The organism is Roseateles violae, assembly GCF_030410485.1.
GTDB lineage: Bacteria > Pseudomonadota > Gammaproteobacteria > Burkholderiales > Burkholderiaceae_C > Roseateles_D > Roseateles_D violae.
Map to the genome: position 1 here is coordinate 389,480 of NZ_JAUHHC010000001.1, position 19,261 is coordinate 408,740.

Consider the following 19,261-nt stretch of genomic DNA (forward strand, 5'->3'; position numbering starts at 1 on the left):
GCCCTTGCCATGCGCCGCCGCACCGGATACTTCGGCTTTCGCCCCCAACCGACTGCCGATGAAGACAAGACCGATGAAGCGCCGCGCCGCACTGCTGGCCGCCTGCCTGCTGCTGGGCGCGCCGGCCGCGCGCGCCGAGCCCGAGCTGGTGCTGCTGGTGCGCCATGCCGAGCGCGCCGCCGAACCGAAGCAGGACCCGGCGCTGAGCCCCGCCGGCCAGGCGCGCGCCCGCGAGCTGGCCGAGGCGCTGGCCGATGCCGGCGTGACGGCCATCCTGACCACGCAGTACCAGCGCACGCGCCAGACGGCGGCGCCGCTGGCCGAGCGGCGCGGCATCGTGCCGCGCACGATCGAGGCCCGGCGCGGCAGCGACCATGTCGGCGAGGTGGTGGCCGCCGTGCGCGCGCAAAGCGGCGTCGTGCTGGTGGTCGGCCATGCGAACACGGTGCCGCAGATCGCCGCGGCGCTGGCCGGCAGCGCAGGCCCGCTGCGCGATTTCTGCGAGAGCAGCTACGCCCAGCTGCTGGCCGTGCAGGGCGGGCATCTGCTGCGCCTGCGCTATGGCGAGCCGGACAGTGCGGCGCCGCAGGACAATTGCCAGTGATGACTCCAAACCATTCCACCCTTCCGGCCGACAGCTATCTCGCCACCCTGGACAACGGCCTGCGCGCGGTCGGCATCGCCATGCCCTGGCGCCGCACCGTCTCGCTGAGCGTGTTCGTGCGTACCGGCAGCCTGCACGAGTCGCCGCGGCTGAACGGCATCAGCCATGTGGTCGAGCACATGGCCTTCAAGGGCACGGCGACGCGCGACTGCCAGCGCATCAATCTCGATGCCGAGCGGCTCGGCGCCGAGGTCAATGCCTATACCGACAAGGACCACACGGCCTTCCATCTGGAGGGCCTGCCGCAGGACCTGCCCGAGTTCGTCGCGATGCTGGCCGACATCGTGCTGAACGGCAGCTTCCCGGCCGAGGAGCTGGAGCGCGAGCGCCAGGTGATCGAGCATGAGTTCACCGAGTTCGAGGACGACCCGGCCGGCATGGCCTTCCAGCTGTTCGACCGCGCCTGCTACGGCCTCTCGCACCCGGCCGGCCAGCCGGTGATCGGCAAGCGCGCCAATCTGCGGCGCTTCGGCCGCGAAGACCTGCTGGACTATGTGCGGCGCCAGTACACGGCGCGCAATGTGGTCGTCGCCGTCGCCGGGCCGATCGCCGACTTCGAGCCCTTCCGCCGCGCGGTCGAGGCCGCCTTCGGCGCGATGCCGGCCGGCGAGCCCAATCTCGTTTCGGCGCCGGACTGGCTCGGCGGCCTGAAGCAGCGCCGCATGGCCGGCTGTTCGCAATGCCAGATGGTGCTGGGCTTTGCCGCGCCGGCGCTGGCCGACCAGGCCGACGGCCTGGCCAGCGCGCCCCATGTGCTGGCCGCCGCCCTGCTCGGCGAGGGCATGAGCTCGCCGCTGCTGGACGAGATCCGCGAGCGCCGCGGCCTCGCCTATTACCTGGCCTGCACGGCCGACATCTATCCGCTGATGGGCCAGTTCGTCATCGAGGCGGCGACGGCGCCGGCCCAGGCCGAGGAATTCCTGCAGGCGGTCGCACAGCTGCTGCGCGAGCATGCCGAGGGCGCGATCGACCCGGTCGGGCTGGAACGCGCGCGCAAGCAGTTGCTGGTGCGCACGCTGCGCGCGCAGGAGCAGCCGGCGCGCCGGCTGGAGGCCGCCGCGCAGGACCTGTTCGTGTTCGGCCGGCTGCGCGAACCGGGGCCGTGGCTGGAGCGGCTGCAGCAGGTCGGCGCCGAGGAGGTCGGCGCGGTCTTCCGCAGCATGCTGCAGGGTCCGCCGGCGATCGCGCTGGCCGGCAGCGTGCCGGCGCGGCTGCGCGAGCGGGCGGAGGCCTTGTTCAAATGCTGACGAGAATCTTTACAGCGCGTCGCCGCGGCGCCGCCCTCGCCGCCTTCCCGGCTGAAATATCGCGCTAAAACAAGGGCTTGGCGCCGCCGCGCTGGCTGGCATGAGTCTCGCTAGTGCCCGTTGGAAGAGCCGCCGGGTACGCGCATACCCGCGGCCCCAGCCTTGCCCAGCCGACCGGCCGCCCGGTCATCGCAGTACCCGCAACGTCTTGCGCAACGGAGATCGCCATGCCCGCCCCGTCCCGACCGCAAGCCGTACACGCGCCGGATACCGCTGCCGCCTTCGAGAGCGTGCGCTGAGGCGCCGCCGGACCCGCCCGTGAAGGAACAGGCCAGCCACCGCAGCGGCCAGGTCCCGGTCGCCGTCCGGCAGCGCCTCACGACCGCGATTGCCATGAGCAAGAAGGCCAGCGCCGCCCCGGCCGTGCTGATCACGATGCCGCACAGCCATTACAGCGAGAAGGCCCGCTGGGCACTGGACTGGCTGAACCTGCCTTATCGCGAGGAGCCGCATGTGCCCCTGCTGCACCGGCTCGCCACCGGGCGGCATGGCGGCCGCAGCGTGCCGCTGCTGCGCCATGGCGCGACGCGGCTGACCGACTCGGCCGACATCGTCCGCCATGCCGACGCGATCTGCGGCGGCGATCTGCTCTACCCGCGCGAGGAGGCGCTGCGCCGGGAGGTCGAGCGGCTGCAGGCGCGCTTCGACGACGAGCTGGGCCCGCACACGCGGCGCTGGGCCTATGCGCAGCTGCTGCCGCAGCAGCGCCTGCTGCGGCGGGTGATGTCGCGCGGCGTGCCGCGGCTGGAGGCCTGGCTGCTGCCGCTGCTGCTGCCGGCCGTGGTCCGGCTGATCCGCTCGGCCTTCCGCATCACGCCGGAGAGCACGCAGCGCTCGCTGGCGCGCGTGCGGGAGCTGTTCGAGGAGGTCGGCGCGATGCTGCGGGACGGGCGCCGCTATCTGGTCGGCGGCCGCTTCACCGCCGCCGACCTCAGCTTCGCCGCACTGGCCGCGCCGGTGCTGTTCCCGGATGGTTGCCGCGCCGCCTACCCGACGCTGGACGAGGTGCCGGCCGCGATGCGGGCCGAGGTGCAGCGCCTGCGCGAGACCGAGGCCGGCCAGTTCGCGCTGCGCATGTTCGCGCAGCAGCGCTGAGCAATCGACAGCGCAGCGGGGCCTCGCTAGACTGCGGCGCGATGCCGCTGCGATTGACGTCCCATCCCGCCCGCCACCGCTGTGCAGCCACGCTGCTGGCACTGCTGGCCGGACCGGCGGCGGCCCAGGAGCTGGAGCCGCGGGCCTACTCGAATCTGCCGACCGGCCTGAACTTCCTGATCGCCGCCTATGCGCATTCGCGCGGCGGCCTGTCGACGGAGCCCTCGCTGCCGGTCGAGGACGCGCATCTGCAGATCGACACCGCGCTGATCGCCTACGCGCGTTCGCTGGACCTGTGGGGCCGTTCGGGCAAGGTCGATCTGATCGTGCCGGTCTCGCAGCTGTCGGGCAGCGCCCTCGTCGCCGGCCAGCCGCGCGAGCGCGAGGTCAGCGGCAGCGGCGATCCGCGCCTGCGCCTGTCGATGAACTTCCTCGGCGCGCCGGCGCTGTCCACCAAGGAGTTCGCCGGCTTCCAGCCCGATCTGGTCGTCGGCGCCAGCGTGCAAGTGGGCATCCCGATCGGCCAGTACGACCCGAGCAAGCTGATCAATCTGGGCACCAACCGCTGGTCGCTGAAGCCGGACATCGGCTTCTCCAAGACCTTCGACGCGCTGACCGTCGACCTGACGGCCGGCGTCACGCTGTTTGGCCACAATGACGATTACTTCGGCGGCCAGCGGCTGGAGCAGGCGCCGATCTATTCGATCCAGACCAATATCAGTCATGCCTTCGCCGGCGGCATCTGGGCCGCGCTGGGCGCCACCTACTACAGCGGCGGCCGCACGACGCTGAATGGCGTGCGCAAGGACGACGGGCTGGCCAACACCCGCGTCGGCCTGACGCTGGCGCTGCCGATCAACCGGCGGCATTCGATCAAGTTCAATGCCAGCGGCGGCATCAGCACGCGCACCGGCACGGACTTCGACACGCTGGGCGTCGCCTGGCAATACCGTTGGGGCGCCGGAATCTAGCGCCGCCCGCTCAGACCAGATCCGCGTAGCGCCACCAGTCGCGGTTGAACGCATGACGGCGGTAGGCGCGCACGGCGGGCTGAGTCAGGTCGACGCGGATCGCGTGCCAATGCGCGATATAGGGCGCGTAGGCCAGCATCAGCCGGTTGCATTGCTGCATCAGCGCCAGCCGCTCGGGGCCGTCGGGCAGCACGCGCTGGCGCTCGTAGAGGCGGTCGTAGGCGGCCAGCCTGAAACGCGCGTCATTGCTCTGCTCGGCGTTCGGACCATAGGCCATGCCGAGGAAAAAATCGCCGTCCGGCGTCGACACGCTCCAGCTGTAGCTCCAGATCTGCAGCTTGCCGGCCAGGGCGCGCTTGATCAGCTCGCCGAAGGTGCCGGTCTCGAAGACGATGCGCAGGCCGATCGCCTGCATCTGCTTGCTCCACAGCTCGTTGATCTGGCGCTGGCGCGAATCGGCAACGCCGGCCAGGCGCAGCAGCAGCGGGCTGCCGTCGGGGTTCTCGCGCCAGCCGTCGCCGTCGCGGTCCAGATAGCCCCAGGTGTCGAGCAGGGCGCGGGCGCGGGCCGGGTCGGCGGCGCTCATCTCGCTGCGCAGCAGCGGGTCGTAGCCATAGCCGGAGGGACTCAGCAGCGACTGCGCCGGCAAGGCCTGACCCTTGAACACCAGGCGGATCTCGGCCGCGTTGTCGTAGGCGATCAGGATCGCGCGGCGCAGCGCCACCTTCTCGGGCGTGTAGCCGCCGATCTGCGCATCGTCGAAGTTGAAGTAGCTCAGCCGCGTGCTGGCGCCGACGGTGGCGCGCGCCTGCACGCCGCGGCGCTGCAGATGCGGCGCCAGCCGGCCGCGCGGCAGCACCAGCGGCGCGACGCCGGGCGGCATCTCCAGCGTGTCGAGCTCGCCGCCGGCAAAGGCCAGCCAGCGCGGCTGCTCCTCCTCGATGATGCTGATGCGCACCTCGTCGAGCACGGGCAGTCGCTTGCCCTGCAGGTGCCGCTGCATGGCCAGCGCATGCGCGTCGCCCTCGGGCGCCACCGCGTCGAAGAATTGCTCGCGGAACCTCGGGTTCTTCTCCAGCACGATCAGCGAGCTGCGCCGCCACTGCCTGAGCCGGAACGGCCCGGTGCCGACCGGATGCGCCATCAGGTCGGCACCATAGCGTTCGACCACCTCGCGCGCGACGGCGCCGGTCAGGCCGGCATTGGCGAACAGATGGACGAAGCGCGGATCGGGCGCGGCCAGCCGCAGCTCGAAGCGATAGCGGTCCAGCGCGCGCAGGCCCTCGACCGGCGCGTCGTAGTCGAAGGGCATCCTGCTCCGGATCGCCCGCTGGCGCAGCTCCGAGAGGCCGAGGATGCGCGCCGTCTCGAACTGGTAGAGATGCTCGGTCTTCAGCCGCGGGTCGTAGAAGCGCTTGATCGTGTACACATAGTCGGCCGCCACCAGCTCGCGCGGCCTGCCGCCGAAGGCCGGGTCGTCGGCAAACATGATGCCGGGCTTCAGCGTGAAGACGAAGCGGCGGAAATCGGCCGAGACCTCGGGCAGCGCCGCCGCCGTCTGCGGCACCAGGCGCGCCGGCTCGGCCAGCGCGTCATAGGCCAGCGGCGACTCGAAGATATGGGCGTTGACCGCCACCGAGGTCTGGTCCGAGACCTGCGGCGGGTCGAAGCCGACCTCGGCCGAGTTGTAGCAGCAGCGCAGCACCTTGCGCGGCGCCTCGGCCCCGGCCGGCAGCGCGCCGGTGGCGGCGGCAGCCGCCAGCAACAGGTCGCGCCGCTGGATCATCGACGGCTTCTCAGCGCCTGCGCAGCGATTCGTCGATGTCGACGAAGTGCCAGAACTCGGTGCGAAACAGCGGCCGCCGGTAGCCGATCAGCCAGGGCTGGCTGAGGTCGTTGATGATGCGGTGCACATGCGTCTTCTCGGGCACATAGGCCGCCTGCAGGCGCTTGGCCTCGAGGAACAGCGCCTCGCGCTCGGGGCCGTCGGGCAGCAGCTGCAGGCGCTCGTAGAGCCGGTCGAAGGCCGGCAGGCGAAAGCGCGCATAGTTCTGCGCGCCGGTGGCCGGGCCGTAGAGCCGCTGCAGCTGATCCAGGCCGTCGGGCGAGTTGGCGCTGTTGGCCAGCATCCACAGCTGCAGCTTGCCGGCGCGCGCCTGCTTCAATTGCTCCGGCCATTTGCCCGGGAAGAAGCGGGTGCGGATCTGCACCGCATTGAAATTGCGCTGCCAGAGCTCGTCGTACTGGCGGGACAGCGCGTCGGGCTGGGTCGCGACCTCGATCACCAGCGGCGAGCCGTCGGGCATGTCGCGCCAGCCGTCGCCATCCTTGTCGGTATAGCCGAACAGGTCCAGCAGGGCCTTGGCGCGCGCCGGGTCGAAGTCGCCGTTGACGCTCTTGTAAGCCGGGTCGTAGCCACTGGTATGCGGCACCAGCGGCGACTGCGCGACCACCGCCTGGCCGCGCCGCACGCCGTTGATCTCGCGCTCCATGTCCAGCGCCAGCGAGATCGCGCGGCGCAGCGCCACCTTGTCGGGCGTGTAGCCGCCCAGCATCGGGTCTTCCAGGTTGAAGAAGGTGTAGGCGCTCTCGGCGCCCAGCACGCGGTGCAGGCGCACGCCGTGGCGGCCCAGATTGGGCGCGATCTTGCCGCCGGGCAGGGCGACGTTGACGAAGTCCGGCGGCACGCGCTCCAGCAGGTCCTGCTCGCCGTTGACGAAGGACAGATAGCGCGGCTGGCTCTCCTCGATGATGGAGATCTGCACCCGGTCGATCATCGGCAGGCGGCGGCCCTTCAGGCGCGCCAGGATGGCCTGGCCCTCGGCATCGTCGGCCGCCGGCTCGGCATCGAAATAGCGCTCGCGGTAGCCGGGGTTGCGCTCCAGCACGATCAGCGAGCTGCGCCGCCATTCCTTCAGCTGGAAGGGGCCGGTGCCGACCGGATGCTCCATCGCCGCGCCCGGATAGGCCTCGATCACCTCGCGCGCGACGGCGCCGAACAGATCGCTCTGCGCCAGCAGGTAGAGCAGGCGCGGCCGCGGCTCGCGCACGCGGATCTGCAGCGTGTAGCGGTCCAGCGCGCGCAGGCCCTCGATCGGCCTGGCGTAGTCGAAGGGCTTCTTGGTCGTCAGCGCGTCCTGGCGCAGTTCGGCCAGGCCCAGCACGCCCTGCTCCTGCAGAAAGGCCCAGCCGGCCGCGCTCTTGTTGGCCGGGTCGGCGATGCGCTTGAGCGTGTAGACATAGTCCTCGGCCACCAGCTCGCGCGGCTTGCCGCCGAAGGCCGGATCGGCGGTGAAGAAGATGCCGGGCTTCAGCCGCACGGTCCAGCTCCGGTAGTCGGCGGACACCTCGGGCAGCGCCGCCGCCGTCAGCGGCCTGACCTTGACCGGCCGCGCCAGATAGTCGTAGCCATAGAGCGCCTCGAAGATATGCGGCGTGATCGTGCGCGAATAGGTGTCGGAGATCTGCGCCGGATCGAAGCCGGTCTCGGCGATCTGGAAGGCATAGCGCAGCACCTTGGGCTCGGCGGCCGGTGCCGCCGCCGTCGCCGTCGCGATCAAGGCCAGGGCAAGTGCCAGCAGCCGGCCGGCGGTCCGATTCGGGTTCACTTCTTCATGCTCGTATCGATGTCGACGTACTGCCAGAACTGCAGGCTGAACAGCGGACGCTTGTAGCCGATCAGCCAGGGCTGGCTCAGATCGCTGACGACGCGGTGGACCAGGTACTTCTGCGGCATATAGGCGGTCGTCAGGCGCTGCGCCTCGCGCAACAGGGCCATGCGTTCGGGACCGTCGGGCAGGGCCTGCATGCGCTCATAGAGCTCGTCGTAGCGCGCGTGACGGAAGCGGCCGAGATTCTGGCCGCCGGCCGTCGGGCCGTAGAGCAGTTCCAGGCCCGATTGCGCGTCCGGCGTGCTGGCGCTGTAGCCGAGCTGCCAGAGCTGCAGCTGGCCGGCGCGCGCGGCCTTCAGCTGCTCGGGCCATTGCCCGATCTTGATCTCGAGCCGGATGCCCAGCGCCGTCAAGTCGCGGCGCCACATCTCCTGGAAGGCGCGCGAGCGGCCATCGCTCTGGCTGTGGAACTGGATCACGAGCGGGCTCCCGTCGGGCATGTCGCGCCAGCCATCGCCGTCCTTGTCGGTGTAGCCATAGAGATCCAGCAGCGCGCGGGCGCGCGCCGGGTCGTAGTCGCCGTTCTCGCTCTTGAACTCCGGATCGAAGCCCCAGGTCGACGGCGCGACGACGCTCTGCGCCGGCACCGCCTGGCCGCGCCAGACCGAGGCGATCTGGCGGCTGACGTCGTTGCCCAGCGCGATCGCGCGGCGCAGCGCCACCTTCTCGGGCGTGTAGCCGCCGACGACCGGATCGTCCATGTTCCAGTAGTACATATACCGGTCCGGATTCAGCACCCGCTCGAGCCGGATGCCGCGCTTGGCCAGGTTCGGCGCCAGCTTGCCGTTCGGTATCGCCTGTGGCGCGAACGGCGCCGGAATCAGCCAGGACAGATCGGCCTCGCCGTTCAGGAAGGACAGCCAGCGCGGCTGGTCCTCCTCGATGATGGACAGCTCGACGCGGTCGATCATCGGCAGGCGCCGGCCCTTGAACCGGGCCAGCAGCGCCTGCGCGGAGGCATCGTCGGGGCTCGGCTGGCCGTCGTAGTGCTGCTCGCGGTAGCCCGGGTTCTTCTCCAGCACGATCAGCGAGTTGCGCCGCCACTTCGTCAGCCTGAAGGGCCCGGTGCCGACCGGGTGCTCCATCGCATGGTCCTGGCCGTAATGTTCGATCACCTCGCGCGCGACGGCGCCGAACAGATCGCCCTGGGCCAGGGTGAACAGGAAGCGCGGCCGCGGCTCGCGCAGGCGGAACTGCAGCGTGTAGCGGTCGAGCGCACGCAGGCCCTCGATCGTCCGGTCGTAGTCGAAGGGCTTCTTGCTCTTCAAGGCCTGCTGGCGCAGTTCGTCCAGGCCCAGGATGCCGGCGTCGTTCAGGTTCGAGTAGTTGGGGCTCTTGTTGACCGGGTCGGCAAAGCGCTTGAGCGCATAGACGAAATCCTCGGCCACCAGCTCGCGCTTGGCTCCCTTGAAGGCCGCATCGTCGGCAAAGAAGATGCCGGGCCGCAGCTTCACCGTCCAGACGCGGAAATCCTCCGACACCTGGGGCATGCCCTCGGCCACATTGGGCCGCAGCAGGTAGGGCCGCGCCAGGTAGTCGTAGTCATAGAGCCCGTCGAAGATGTGGCCGGTGACGATGCGCGAGTACAGATCGGAAAGCTGCGCCGGGTCGAAGCCGGTCTCGCCGGCGTTGAAGGCATACCTCAAGACCTTCGGCTGCACCTTGGGCGGCTCGGCCGTCTGGGCGACGGCCGCGCCCAGCATCAGCGCGGCCGCGGCCAAGGCCGTGGCGCCGCATCGCAGGGCGGACCTCATGAGCCGGTCTTGACCTTCTTCAGGTCCATGTCGACATCGATGTACTGCCAGAACTGGTTGCCGAAGGGCGGACGGCGGTAGCCGCTCACCCAGGGCTGGGTCAGGTCGGTCAGGATGCGGTGCACCAGGTATTTCTGCGGCATATAGGCGGTGATGATCTTCTGCGCCTCGCGCAGCAGCGCCTCGCGTTCGGGCCCGTCCGGCAGGCGCTGCATCTCCTCGTAGATCTCGTCGAAGCGCTTGTGGCGGAAACGGCCCAGGTTCTGGCCGCCGGCGGTCGGGCCGTAGAGGATCTCCAGGTCCGGCTGCACGTCGGGCGTCGAGTCGGTGAAGCCCAGCTGCCAGATCATCAGCTGGCCGGCGCGCGCGGCCTTCAGCTGCTCCGGCCATTTGGCCGCCTTGATGTTCAGGCGCAGGCCCAGATTGTCCATATTGCGCTTCCACAGCTCGTCGAAGCTGCGCGACAAGGCATCGGGCTGGCTGGCGTATTCGATCAGCAGCGGCGCGCCGGAGGGCTGCTCCCGCCAGCCGTCCCCGTCCTTGTCCACATAGCCGTACATGTCGAGCAGCGCGCGGGCGCGCGCCAGGTCGTAGTCGCCGTTCTCGCTCTTGAAGGCCGGGTCGTAGCCCCAGGTGCCCGGCGCGACCAGCGATTGCGCGATCACCGCCTGGCCGCGCCGCACGCTGCCGACCTCGCGCTGCGTGTCGGTGCCCAGCGCGATCGCGCGGCGCAGCGCCACCTTCTCCGGCGCATCGCCGCCGACCAGCGGGTCGTCCATATTGAAGTAGTAGAGCGTGCGGTCCGAATTGAGCACGCGCTCCATCTGGATGCCCTGCTTGGCCAGGTTCGGCGCCAGCCGGCCCTTCGGGGCGGCCACGCTGGAGAACTCCAGGGGCACGCTGATGTAGTCGAGCTGGCGGTTCAGGAAGGACAGCCAGCGCGGCTGGCTCTCCTCGATGATGGAGATCTCGATCCGGTCGACCATCGGCAGGCGCCGGCTCTTGAAGCGGGCCAGCAAGGCCTGGCCCTGGGCATCGTCCGCATTCGGCTCGGCGTCGTAGAACAGCTCGCGGAAGTTGGGGTTCCGCTCCAGCACCATCTGCGAGCTGCGCCGCCACTTCGTCAGCATGAAGGGGCCGCTGCCGACCGGGTGCTCCATGGCATGGTCCTGGCCGTAATGCTCGATCACCTCGCGCGCGACGGCGCCGTACTGGTCGCCGCCGGCCAAGCTGTAGATGAAGCGCGGGCGCGGCTGCTTGAGACGGAACTGGATCGTGTAGCGGTCGAGCGCGCGCAGGCCCTCGACCGGCTGGTCGTAGTCGAAGGGCTTCTTGCTCTTCAGCGCCTGCTGGCGCAGCTCGTCCAGGCCCAGGATGCCGGCATCGTTGAAATAGGAATAGGCCGGGCTCTTGGTGACCGGATCGAAGAAGCGCTTCAGCGCATAGACGAAGTCCTCGGCGACCAGCTCGCGCCGGGCGCCCTTGAAGGCCGCGTCCGGTGCGAAGTAGATGCCCGGCTGGATCTTCACCATCCAGACGCGGAAATCCTCGCTGACCTCGGGCATGCCCGCGGCGACATTGGGCTTGACCTTGTAGGGCCGCGCCAGATGGTCGTATTTGTAGAGCGCGTCGAAGATATGGCCGGTGACCACGCGCGAGTACAGATCGGAGACCTGGGCCGGATCGAAGCCGGTCTCCGCGATCAGGAAGGCGTAGTGGAAGACCTTGGGCTGCGCCGCCGGGGAGGACGGCGCCGCCGCGGCGCCCGTCAGGGCCAGGCCGCACAGCAGGGCGGCAACAAAGGTCTTCAGACGGCGCATCGGCGGGGCTCCTTGTTCGGCGTGCTCAGTGCGGCTTCTTGGCCGCCTCGATGTCCACGTACTCCCACCAGTCCTGCTTGAACGGGTGGCGGCGGTAGCCGCTCAGCTGCGCCTGCACCAGGTCGGTCACATAGCGGTGGCCCTTGTACTTGTAGGGCATGTAGGCAGCGACGATGCGCTTGGTCTCGCGGAACAGCGCGACGCGCTCGGGGCCGTCGGGCATCACGCCGGTGCGCTCGAAGATGCGGTCGGCCGCCTCGTGGCGGAAGCGCGCATAGTTCTGGCCGCCGATATGCGGACCGTAGAGCTGGGTCAGAAAATCCTGGCTGTCCGGCATCGCGGCCGAGGCACCCAGGCTCCAGATCTGGAACTTGCCGGCGCGCAGCGCCTTCAGGTTCTCCGGCCATTTGCCGGGCTTGAAGGTCACCCTGAGGCCGACCTTGGCCAGCGCCTTCTGCCAGATCTCGTCGATCTGGCGCTGCGCACCATCGGGCGTGGTCAGGCTCTCCAGCACCAGCGGGCTGCCATCGGGCTGCTCGCGCCAGCCGTCGCCATCCTTGTCGACATAGCCATACAGATCGAGCAGGGCCTTGGCCCGCGCCGGGTCGTACTCGCTCATCTCGCTCTTGTACTCGGGATCGTAGGCGTCGACATAGGGCATGTACATCGATTGCGCCGGGATTGCCTGGCCGCGCCGTGCCTGGCGGATCTCGCGCTCGACGTCGGTGGCCAGGCCGATCGCGCGGCGTAGCGCGACGCGCTCGGGCGTGTAACCGCCGATCACCGGGTCTTCCATATTGAAGACATTGAAGAGCACGTCGGCGTTCAGCACACGATAGCCCCGCATGCCCTTCTTGGCCAGGTTCGGCGCCAGCTTGCCCTGCGGCATCACCTGGGTGATGAACTCGTCGGGCACGCGGTCGAGGAAGTCGAACTCGCCGCCGAGGAAGCTCAGCCAGCGGGGCTGGTTCTCCTCGATGATGGAGATCTCGACGCGGTCGATCATCGGCAGGCGGCGGCCCTTGAACTTGGCCAGCAGGGCCTGGCCCTCGGCATCGTCGGCGGCAGGCTGCGCCTCGTAGACGCGCTCGCGGTAGTTGGGGTTGCGCTCCAGCACGATGCGCGAGCTGCGCCGCCATTCCTTCAGCACGAAGGGGCCGGTGCCGACCGGGTGCTCCATCGCCTTGTCCGGATAGGCCTCGACCACCTCGCGCGCCATCGCGCCATAGAGATCGCCCTGCGCCAGCACGCCGGGCAGGCGCGGCCGCGGCTTCTCGAGCTGGAACTGCAGCGTGTGGCGGTCCAGCGCGCGCAGCCCCGGAATCGGCTTGTCGTAGTCGTAGGGCTTGCCGCTCTTGCGCAGCTCATTGCGGTATTCGGCCAGGCCGACGAAGCCCTGCTCCTCGATCTCGCTCCAGTGCGAGGAGTTGACCTTGGGATCGGCGACGCGCTTGAAGGCGTAGATGTAGTCTTCGGCGACCAGCTCGCGCTTCTTGCCGCCGAAGGCGGGATCGTCGGCGAACAGGATGCCCGGCTTGATGCGGATGGTCCAGGTCTTGAAGTCGGCGCTGTGCTCGGGCATGCCCTCGGCCGTCAGCGGGATCAGCTTGGCCGGCCGGGCCAGCTGGTCATAGCTGTACAGGCCCTCGAAGATATGGGCGGTGACGCCGCGCGAGTAGATGTCGCTGATCTTGGCCGGATCGAAGCCGGTCTCGGCAACACGGAAGGCATAGCGCAGCACCTTGGGCTGCGGCGCCTCGTTGACGGCCCAGCTCGGTGCGGCGGCCAGCAGGGCGCTCATCAGCAGGGCCAGCAGATTCTTTTTCATCACGGCGATCGATCCGTTTCTCTATCTCTATCGTTCTCAGGAGCCCTTGCGCTGGCGCTTCAGCCGCTCGGTATCGATGTCCACGTACTGCCAGAAGTCGCGCAGAAAGACATTGCGGTCGAAGCCGATCACCCAGGGCTGGGCCAGGTCGGTGAACAGGCGGTGCACCGAGATCTTGTAGGGCATGTAGGCGATCATCAGCTTGGCCGCCTCCTCCATCACCGCCTGGCGCTCGGGGCCGTCGGGCAGCAGCTTCTGCTTCTCGTACAGCGCGTTGTAGGCCGGCAGGTCGAAGCGCGCCTTGTTGGCCGAGCCCTTGGCGCGGCCGTCGCCCAGCGCCAGGAAGGTGTCGCCGTCCGGCGCGGTGGCCACCCAGCTGACGCCCCACATCTGCAGCTTGCCGGCATTGGCGCTCTTCAGGTTCTCCGGCCATTTGGCGGTCTTGAACTCGATGCGCACATGCAGCGCGTCCATGTTCTTCTGCCATTGCTCGATCAGCTGGCGGCTCTGGCTGTCGGGCTGGGTCGCGTAGGCCAGCACCAGCGGCTCGCCCGACGGCAGATCGCGCCAGCCGTCGCCGTCCTTGTCCACATAGCCATACATATCGAGCAGGGCCTTGGCCTTGGGCAGGTTGTACTCGCTCATCTCGGACTTGTAGTCGGTGCGGTAGCCGAAGGTGCCGGGGCCGAAGGGGCCCTGCGCGGCCATTGCCTGGCCGCGCCGGGGCAGGCGGATCTCCTTGTCGACGTCGACGGCCAGGCTGATCGCGCGGCGCAGCGCCACCTTGTCCGCCGTGTAGCCGCCGACGATCGGGTCGTCCATATTGAAATAGCTCAGCGCGACCTCGGGATAGGGGAAGCGCACCGCGCGCAGGCCCTTCTTGGCGAGGTTGGGCGCCAGCTTGCCGTTGGGCGTGGCGATGCTGACGTACTCGGCCGGCACCTCCTCCAGCACATCGGCCTCGCCGTTCAGGAAGGACAGCCAGCGCGGCTGGTTCTCCTCGATGATGGCGATCTCGACCCGGTCGACCAGGGGCAGGCGGCGGCCCTTCAGCGTCGCGGCCTGGGCCTTCAGCACCGGGTCGGCATCGGCCGGCGGTTGCTCGTCGTAGAACTCCTCGCGGAAGTTCGGGTTCTTCTCGAGCACGATCTTCGAGCTGCGCCGCCATTCGGCCAGCCGGTAGGGCCCGGTGCCGACCGGGTGTTCCATGATCTTGTCGCCATAGTGTTCGACCACCTCGCGCGCCAGCGCGCCGAGGAAGGCCGAGTCGGCGAACTGGTTGATGAAGCGCGGGTCGCCGATGCCCAGCTTGACGCGGAAGCTGTAGCGGTCCAGCAGCTGCAGGCCCTCGACCGGGCGGTCGTAGTCGAAGGGCTTCTTCGCCGCCATCAGCTCCTTGCGCAGCTCCGACAGGCCCAGGATCTTGACGTTCTCGAGCAGGTAGAGATTGCGGCTGTTCAGCTTCGGGTCGTAGTGGCGCTTGATCGAATAGATGTAGTCCGCCGCGACCAGCTCGCGTTTCTTGCCCTTGAAGGCCGGATCGTCGGCGAAGAAGATGCCGGGCTTGATGCGGAAGGTGATGCTCTTGAAATCGTCCGACACCTCGGGCATGGCCGCCGCCGTCGAGGGCCGCATCTGGAAGGGCCGGGCCAGATAGGCGAACTCCAGCGGCGCCTCGAAAATGCCGGCCGAGACGGCCTTGGAATAGCGGTCGGAGATCTGCGCCGGATCGAAGCCGGTCTCGGCGACGCGGAAGGAATAGCGCAACACCTTGGCCGCGGCGGCGGCATCGGCGTCGGAAGGGGGGGCAGACAGCGCCGGCACGGCCACCGCGAGCAGGGTCGCGAGCAGGGCGGCGTGCGCGAAACCACGTCGCATCACGATCAGAATCCTCAGCAAACAAGAGCGGCCGCGCCTCGTGGGCGCAGCGCCGGAACATCCAGCGGGCCCGCGGTCCGGGGTCCCGCAGCGCGGACAGCCGCGCAGTCTAAGGCGTCACCGGCCGCGCGGCCATGGACGCCAACCCGGGGTCGGGCCGGCAAGCGGGCGCTGGTCGCGCATTTTGGCGCAAAAGCGGCCGCAAGCCCGATCGCCAGCGGCCTTTCGGCCGCCCGCCCCCGCGAACCCAGGGCAAATGCGGGTTGTTACCAAGCCCGCGTCCATTAGACTCGCGCCTGCTTTCCACTGGGAACCCCGGTCGCCACAAGTGCCCGGGGTTTCGTTTTAGACCTTGCATGGAGACCGACAGCGATGGCGGCATACCTGATAAGGCGCCTGTGGCAAATGATTCCCACGCTGCTGGGCGTCGTGCTGCTGGTGTTCTTTCTCTTCAAGTACTTCGGCGGCGACCCCGCCGAAATCCTCGGCGGCCTGAATGCCAGCCCCGAGCAGATCAACGCCATCCGCGAACAGCTGGGTCTGAACAAGCCGGTCTGGGAGCAGCTGTGGATCTTCATCCGGCAGATCGTCACCTTCGACTGGGGCAAGAGCTGGGCGACCAATGAGTCGGTCGCCAACCTGTTCGCCAGCCGCCTGCCGGCGACGCTGACGGTGATGCTGCCGATCCTGCTGCTGGAAGTGCTGCTGGCCATTCCGTTCGCGCTGGCCGTCGCCTATGTGCGCGGCAGCCTGACCGACCGCACGGTGATGATCATCACGACGGTGGCCGTCTCGATCTCGCTGCTGGTCTATGTGATCGTCGCGCAGTATGTGTTCGCCTTCCGCCTCGGCTGGTTTCCGGTGCAGGGCTGGACCGACAGCGTCTGGACCAATCTGACCACCTATGCGCCGCTGCCGGTGCTGGTGGCCGTGGCCGTCGCGCTGTCGCCGCAGACGCGGCTGTACCGCACCTTCTTCCTCGACGAGATCGGCCACGACTATGTGCGCACCGCGCGCGCCAAGGGCATGACCGAACGCACCATCCTGCTCAAGCATGTGCTGCGCAACGCGATGATCCCCATCCTGACCAATGTCGCCGTCGCGCTGCCGGGCGTCTTCGTCGGTTCGTTCCTGCTCGAGGTCTTCTTCTCGATCCCGGGCCTGGGCCGCGAGATCCTGCTGGCCGTGAACCGCAGCGACTATCCGGTGATCCAGGCTTTTGCGATCTACATCGCCTTCCTGACCATGGTGGTCAACCTCCTCACCGATCTGCTGTACAAGCTGGTCGACCCGCGCGTGGTGCTGAAATGAGTGCAGTGCTTTCCCAAACCCCTGCCGCGACCAAGCCGCAGCGCTCCGAAGGCGTCTGGGTCGCGTCCTGGCGCCGCATGAAGGCCGACAAGGTCGGCATGGTCTGCATGACCATCGTCGGCCTGTTCCTGCTGCTGGTGCTGGCCTCCGGCTCCGGTCTGATCGCCAAGAACTGGCAGAAGGAAGTCGGCGTGCCGAACGCGCCGCCGACGCTGCTGGGCCCGGCCCCGGCCGAGGCCACCGGCGCCATCGTCGCCCCCAAGGGCCCCAACGTCGATCTCAGCGACATCGACCCGCTGGCGCCGCGCTACAAGGAATGGGACGAGCGCGCCAAGCAGTTCAAGACCGAGGAAGTGGTCAAGGCGGAGACCCTGCCCTTCGGCGGCGACCGCCTGGGCCGCGACGTGCTGTCCAAGGCGATCAAGGGCGCCGAGGTCTCCATCATGGTCGGCGTGCTGGCCGCCGTGGTGGCGACCATCATCGGCACGGTGCTGGGCGCGATCTCGGGCTTCTTCGGCGGCAAGGCCGGCGACTTCCTCGAGTGGCTCTACAACGTCTTCACCGCCATCCCGTCGATCCTCCTGATCTTCGCCTTTGCGGTGATCTTTGGCCGCGGCGTGCTCTCGGTCGTGATGATCCTGGGCCTGGCCGGCTGGCCCGGCATCTACCGGCTGATCCGCGCCGAGTTCATGAAGCATTCGGTGCGCGAGTACGTGCGCTCGGCCGAGGCGATCGGCGCCTCCAAGATGAGCCGCATGTTCAAGCACATCCTGCCCAACGTCTCGCACGTCGCGCTGGTGCAGCTGTCGCTGCATGTGGTGGGCTTCATCAAGAGCGAGGTGATCCTGAGCTATCTGGGCCTGGGCGTCGGCGTCGACCAGGTGTCCTGGGGCACGATGCTGGCCGAGAGCCAGAGCGAACTGATCCTCGGCTACTGGTGGCAGCTGGCCGCCGTGACCGCCTTCATGGCGGTATTCGTGACCGCCTTCGCGCTGTTCACCGATGCGCTGCGCGATGCGCTCGATCCGAAGCTGCGCGGGCTGGAGTAAGTCACTATGTTGCTATCCATTCAAGACCTGAAGGTTGCCTTCCGCATGGGCAAGGTCGACGGCCAGATGCAGCGCCAGCTGGCCGTCAAGGGCGTCAGCTTCGACATCCCCGAGAACTCGACGGTCGCCCTGGTCGGCGAGTCGGGCTCGGGCAAGAGCGTCACCGCGATGTCGATCCTGAACCTCTTGCCGAGCAATGCCGAGCGCGAGGGCAAGATCCTGTTCCAGGGCCGCGACCTGCTGCGCACCTCGCTGAGCGAGCTGCAGACGGTGCGCGGTCGCGAGATCGCCTGCGTGTTCCAGGATCCGATGACCTCGCTGAACCCGGTGTTCACCGTGGCCGACCAGATCATGGAGCCGCTGATCAAGCACATGGGCATGAGCCGCAAGCAGGCGCTGGTGCGCGCCGAGGAGCTGCTCAACGAGGTCGGCATTCCCGAGCCCAAGCGCCGGCTGAAGGCCTATCCGCACGAGATGTCGGGCGGCCAGCAGCAGCGCGTGATGATCGCCGTGGCCCTGGCCTGCTCGCCCAAGCTGCTGATCGCCGACGAGCCGACCACCGCCCTGGACGTCACCATCCAGCGCCAGGTGATGGAGCTGATGGCCAGGCTGAAGGAGTCGCACAAGATGAGCATGCTGTTCATCTCGCACGACCTCGGCGTGGTCGGCGAGATCTCCGACCATGTCGTCGTGATGCGCCATGGCCAGATCCGTGAGAAGGCCCCGGTGGCCGAGATCTTCCACCACCCGCAGGACAGCTACACCAAGGCGCTGCTGGCCTGCCGGCCGTCTCTGACCGAGAACCCGGCGCGGCTGATGGTGATCGACGATCACATCGCCGGCCGCAGCAGCCACGAGGGTCAGGCCAAGCCCAAGGACCCGAACGCGCCGGTGATCCTGGAGGCGCGCGGCCTGCAGAAGAGCTTCTTCTTCAAGACCGGCCTGTTCGGCAAGAAGGAGTTCAAGGCGGTCAAGAACGTCGACTTCCAGCTGAAGAAGGGCCACACGCTGGGCATCGTCGGGGAGTCCGGCTCGGGCAAGACGACCATGGGCCTGACGCTCTTGCGCCTGCACGAGCCCAGCGGCGGCCAGGTGCTGTTCGAGGGCAAGGACCTGCTCAAGATGAGCGGCAACGAGTGGCAGAAGATGCGCCGCCGCATCCAGGTCGTGTTCCAGAACCCCTATGCCTCGCTGAACCCGCGCTTCACCATCGGCCAGACCTTGCTGGAGCCGATGGAGATCCACGGCATCGGCGCCTCGACGGCCGAGCGCCAGGCCCGCGCCAGCGAGCTGCTGAAGAAGGTCGGCCTCGACGACTCGGCGCTGAACAAGTACCCGCACGAGTTCTCCGGCGGCCAGCGCCAGCGCATCGCGATCGCGCGCTGCCTGACCCTGAACCCCGAGGTGCTGGTGCTGGACGAGGCGGTGTCGGCGCTTGACGTGTCGGTCCAGGCCCAGGTGCTGAACCTCTTGAAGGACCTGCAGGACGAGTTCGGCCTGAGCTACATCTTCATCAGCCACGATCTGGCGGTGGTGAAGTTCATCTCCGACGAGGTGCTGGTGATGCAGAACGGCGACGTGGTCGAGCAGAACGACACGCCCAGCCTGCTGGCCGCGCCCCAGCAGGAATACACGCGCCGCCTGCTTGGCGCCGTGCCGCGCGGCTACCAGGGCAGCGCGGCCGCCACGACGGCCTGAGGCCTCGGTCCCCGGCACGAAAGCGGCCCCGGCGGGCCGCTTTTTTTTCTTGCCAACTTCCGCACGTTCCCACGCCGCCCGCCTGGCAATGGACGTCGGCCGCGCCGAATAGCGACATTTCTAAGGCGAATCCCCGGTCTCTGGCGCCGCCGTGCTCGCTACACTCCACCGTTACAAAAAAATACATGACGGATAGACGGCGGGACGAGGATCAG

General features: G+C 68.5%; 13 protein-coding genes. 7 read left to right on the forward strand and 6 right to left on the reverse strand.

Features of this window, described 5'->3' with window-relative positions; all coding sequences use genetic code 11:
* Positions 1-58 precede the first annotated feature (58 nt).
* The 4 genes from QWJ38_RS01670 to QWJ38_RS01685 all read left to right on the forward strand — a co-directional run bounded on the left by QWJ38_RS01670 (position 59) and on the right by QWJ38_RS01685 (position 4,037).
* Positions 59-604 carry a SixA phosphatase family protein gene (locus QWJ38_RS01670; protein ID WP_290357300.1) on the forward strand — a complete coding sequence of 182 codons (546 nt, stop codon included), beginning with the start codon at positions 59-61 and terminating at the stop codon, positions 602-604.
* Complete coding sequence (locus QWJ38_RS01675; RefSeq protein WP_290357301.1) at positions 604-1,911, forward strand: M16 family metallopeptidase; 1,308 nt, start codon at positions 604-606, stop codon at positions 1,909-1,911. The genes QWJ38_RS01670 and QWJ38_RS01675 overlap by 1 nt, the downstream gene beginning before the upstream one ends.
* A 393-nt stretch (positions 1,912-2,304) precedes the next feature.
* Positions 2,305-3,066 carry a glutathione S-transferase family protein gene (locus QWJ38_RS01680; protein WP_290357302.1) on the forward strand — a complete coding sequence of 254 codons (762 nt, stop codon included), beginning with the start codon at positions 2,305-2,307 and terminating at the stop codon, positions 3,064-3,066.
* A gap of 41 nt (positions 3,067-3,107) precedes the next feature.
* On the forward strand, positions 3,108-4,037 hold the full coding sequence (locus tag QWJ38_RS01685) for a transporter (protein WP_290357303.1): 930 nt from the start codon (positions 3,108-3,110) through the stop codon (positions 4,035-4,037).
* 10 nt (positions 4,038-4,047) lie between these two features.
* On the opposite strand, the gene QWJ38_RS01690 is transcribed toward QWJ38_RS01685, so the two are convergent.
* From QWJ38_RS01690 to QWJ38_RS01715, 6 genes are read right to left on the reverse strand one after another with little or no spacing between them, the layout of a single operon-like run.
* On the reverse strand, positions 4,048-5,823 hold the full coding sequence (locus tag QWJ38_RS01690; RefSeq protein ID WP_290357304.1) for an ABC transporter substrate-binding protein: 1,776 nt from the start codon (positions 5,821-5,823) through the stop codon (positions 4,048-4,050).
* Positions 5,824-5,833: 10 nt separating this feature from the next.
* Positions 5,834-7,645: an ABC transporter substrate-binding protein gene (locus tag QWJ38_RS01695; RefSeq protein ID WP_290357305.1), complete on the reverse strand. Its 1,812-nt coding sequence runs from the start codon at positions 7,643-7,645 to the stop codon at positions 5,834-5,836.
* Positions 7,642-9,462 carry an ABC transporter substrate-binding protein gene (locus QWJ38_RS01700; protein ID WP_290357306.1) on the reverse strand — a complete coding sequence of 607 codons (1,821 nt, stop codon included), beginning with the start codon at positions 9,460-9,462 and terminating at the stop codon, positions 7,642-7,644. The genes QWJ38_RS01695 and QWJ38_RS01700 overlap by 4 nt, the downstream gene beginning before the upstream one ends.
* Positions 9,459-11,282: an ABC transporter substrate-binding protein gene (locus QWJ38_RS01705; protein ID WP_290357307.1), complete on the reverse strand. Its 1,824-nt coding sequence runs from the start codon at positions 11,280-11,282 to the stop codon at positions 9,459-9,461. Before QWJ38_RS01705 ends, QWJ38_RS01700 begins: the two co-directional genes overlap by 4 nt.
* A 25-nt stretch (positions 11,283-11,307) precedes the next feature.
* The gene (locus tag QWJ38_RS01710; RefSeq protein WP_290357308.1) at positions 11,308-13,110 is read right to left on the reverse strand and encodes an ABC transporter substrate-binding protein; all 1,803 of its coding nucleotides are present in this window, start codon (positions 13,108-13,110) and stop codon (positions 11,308-11,310) included.
* 36 nt (positions 13,111-13,146) lie between these two features.
* Positions 13,147-14,988: an ABC transporter substrate-binding protein gene (locus QWJ38_RS01715; RefSeq protein ID WP_290358037.1), complete on the reverse strand. Its 1,842-nt coding sequence runs from the start codon at positions 14,986-14,988 to the stop codon at positions 13,147-13,149.
* Between the two features lie 372 nt (positions 14,989-15,360).
* Between QWJ38_RS01715 and QWJ38_RS01720 the strand changes: the two genes are divergently transcribed.
* Genes QWJ38_RS01720 through QWJ38_RS01730 form a run of 3 tightly spaced genes read left to right on the forward strand, consistent with a single transcriptional unit; the run spans position 15,361 to position 19,046 of the window.
* Positions 15,361-16,299, forward strand: coding sequence for an ABC transporter permease (locus QWJ38_RS01720; RefSeq protein ID WP_290357309.1), 939 nt, complete (start codon positions 15,361-15,363; stop codon positions 16,297-16,299).
* Positions 16,296-17,348 carry an ABC transporter permease gene (locus QWJ38_RS01725; RefSeq protein WP_290357310.1) on the forward strand — a complete coding sequence of 351 codons (1,053 nt, stop codon included), beginning with the start codon at positions 16,296-16,298 and terminating at the stop codon, positions 17,346-17,348. Before QWJ38_RS01720 ends, QWJ38_RS01725 begins: the two co-directional genes overlap by 4 nt.
* Positions 17,349-17,354: 6 nt before the next feature.
* Positions 17,355-19,046, forward strand: coding sequence for an ABC transporter ATP-binding protein (locus QWJ38_RS01730; RefSeq protein ID WP_290357311.1), 1,692 nt, complete (start codon positions 17,355-17,357; stop codon positions 19,044-19,046).
* The last annotated feature ends 215 nt before the right edge of the window (positions 19,047-19,261 follow it).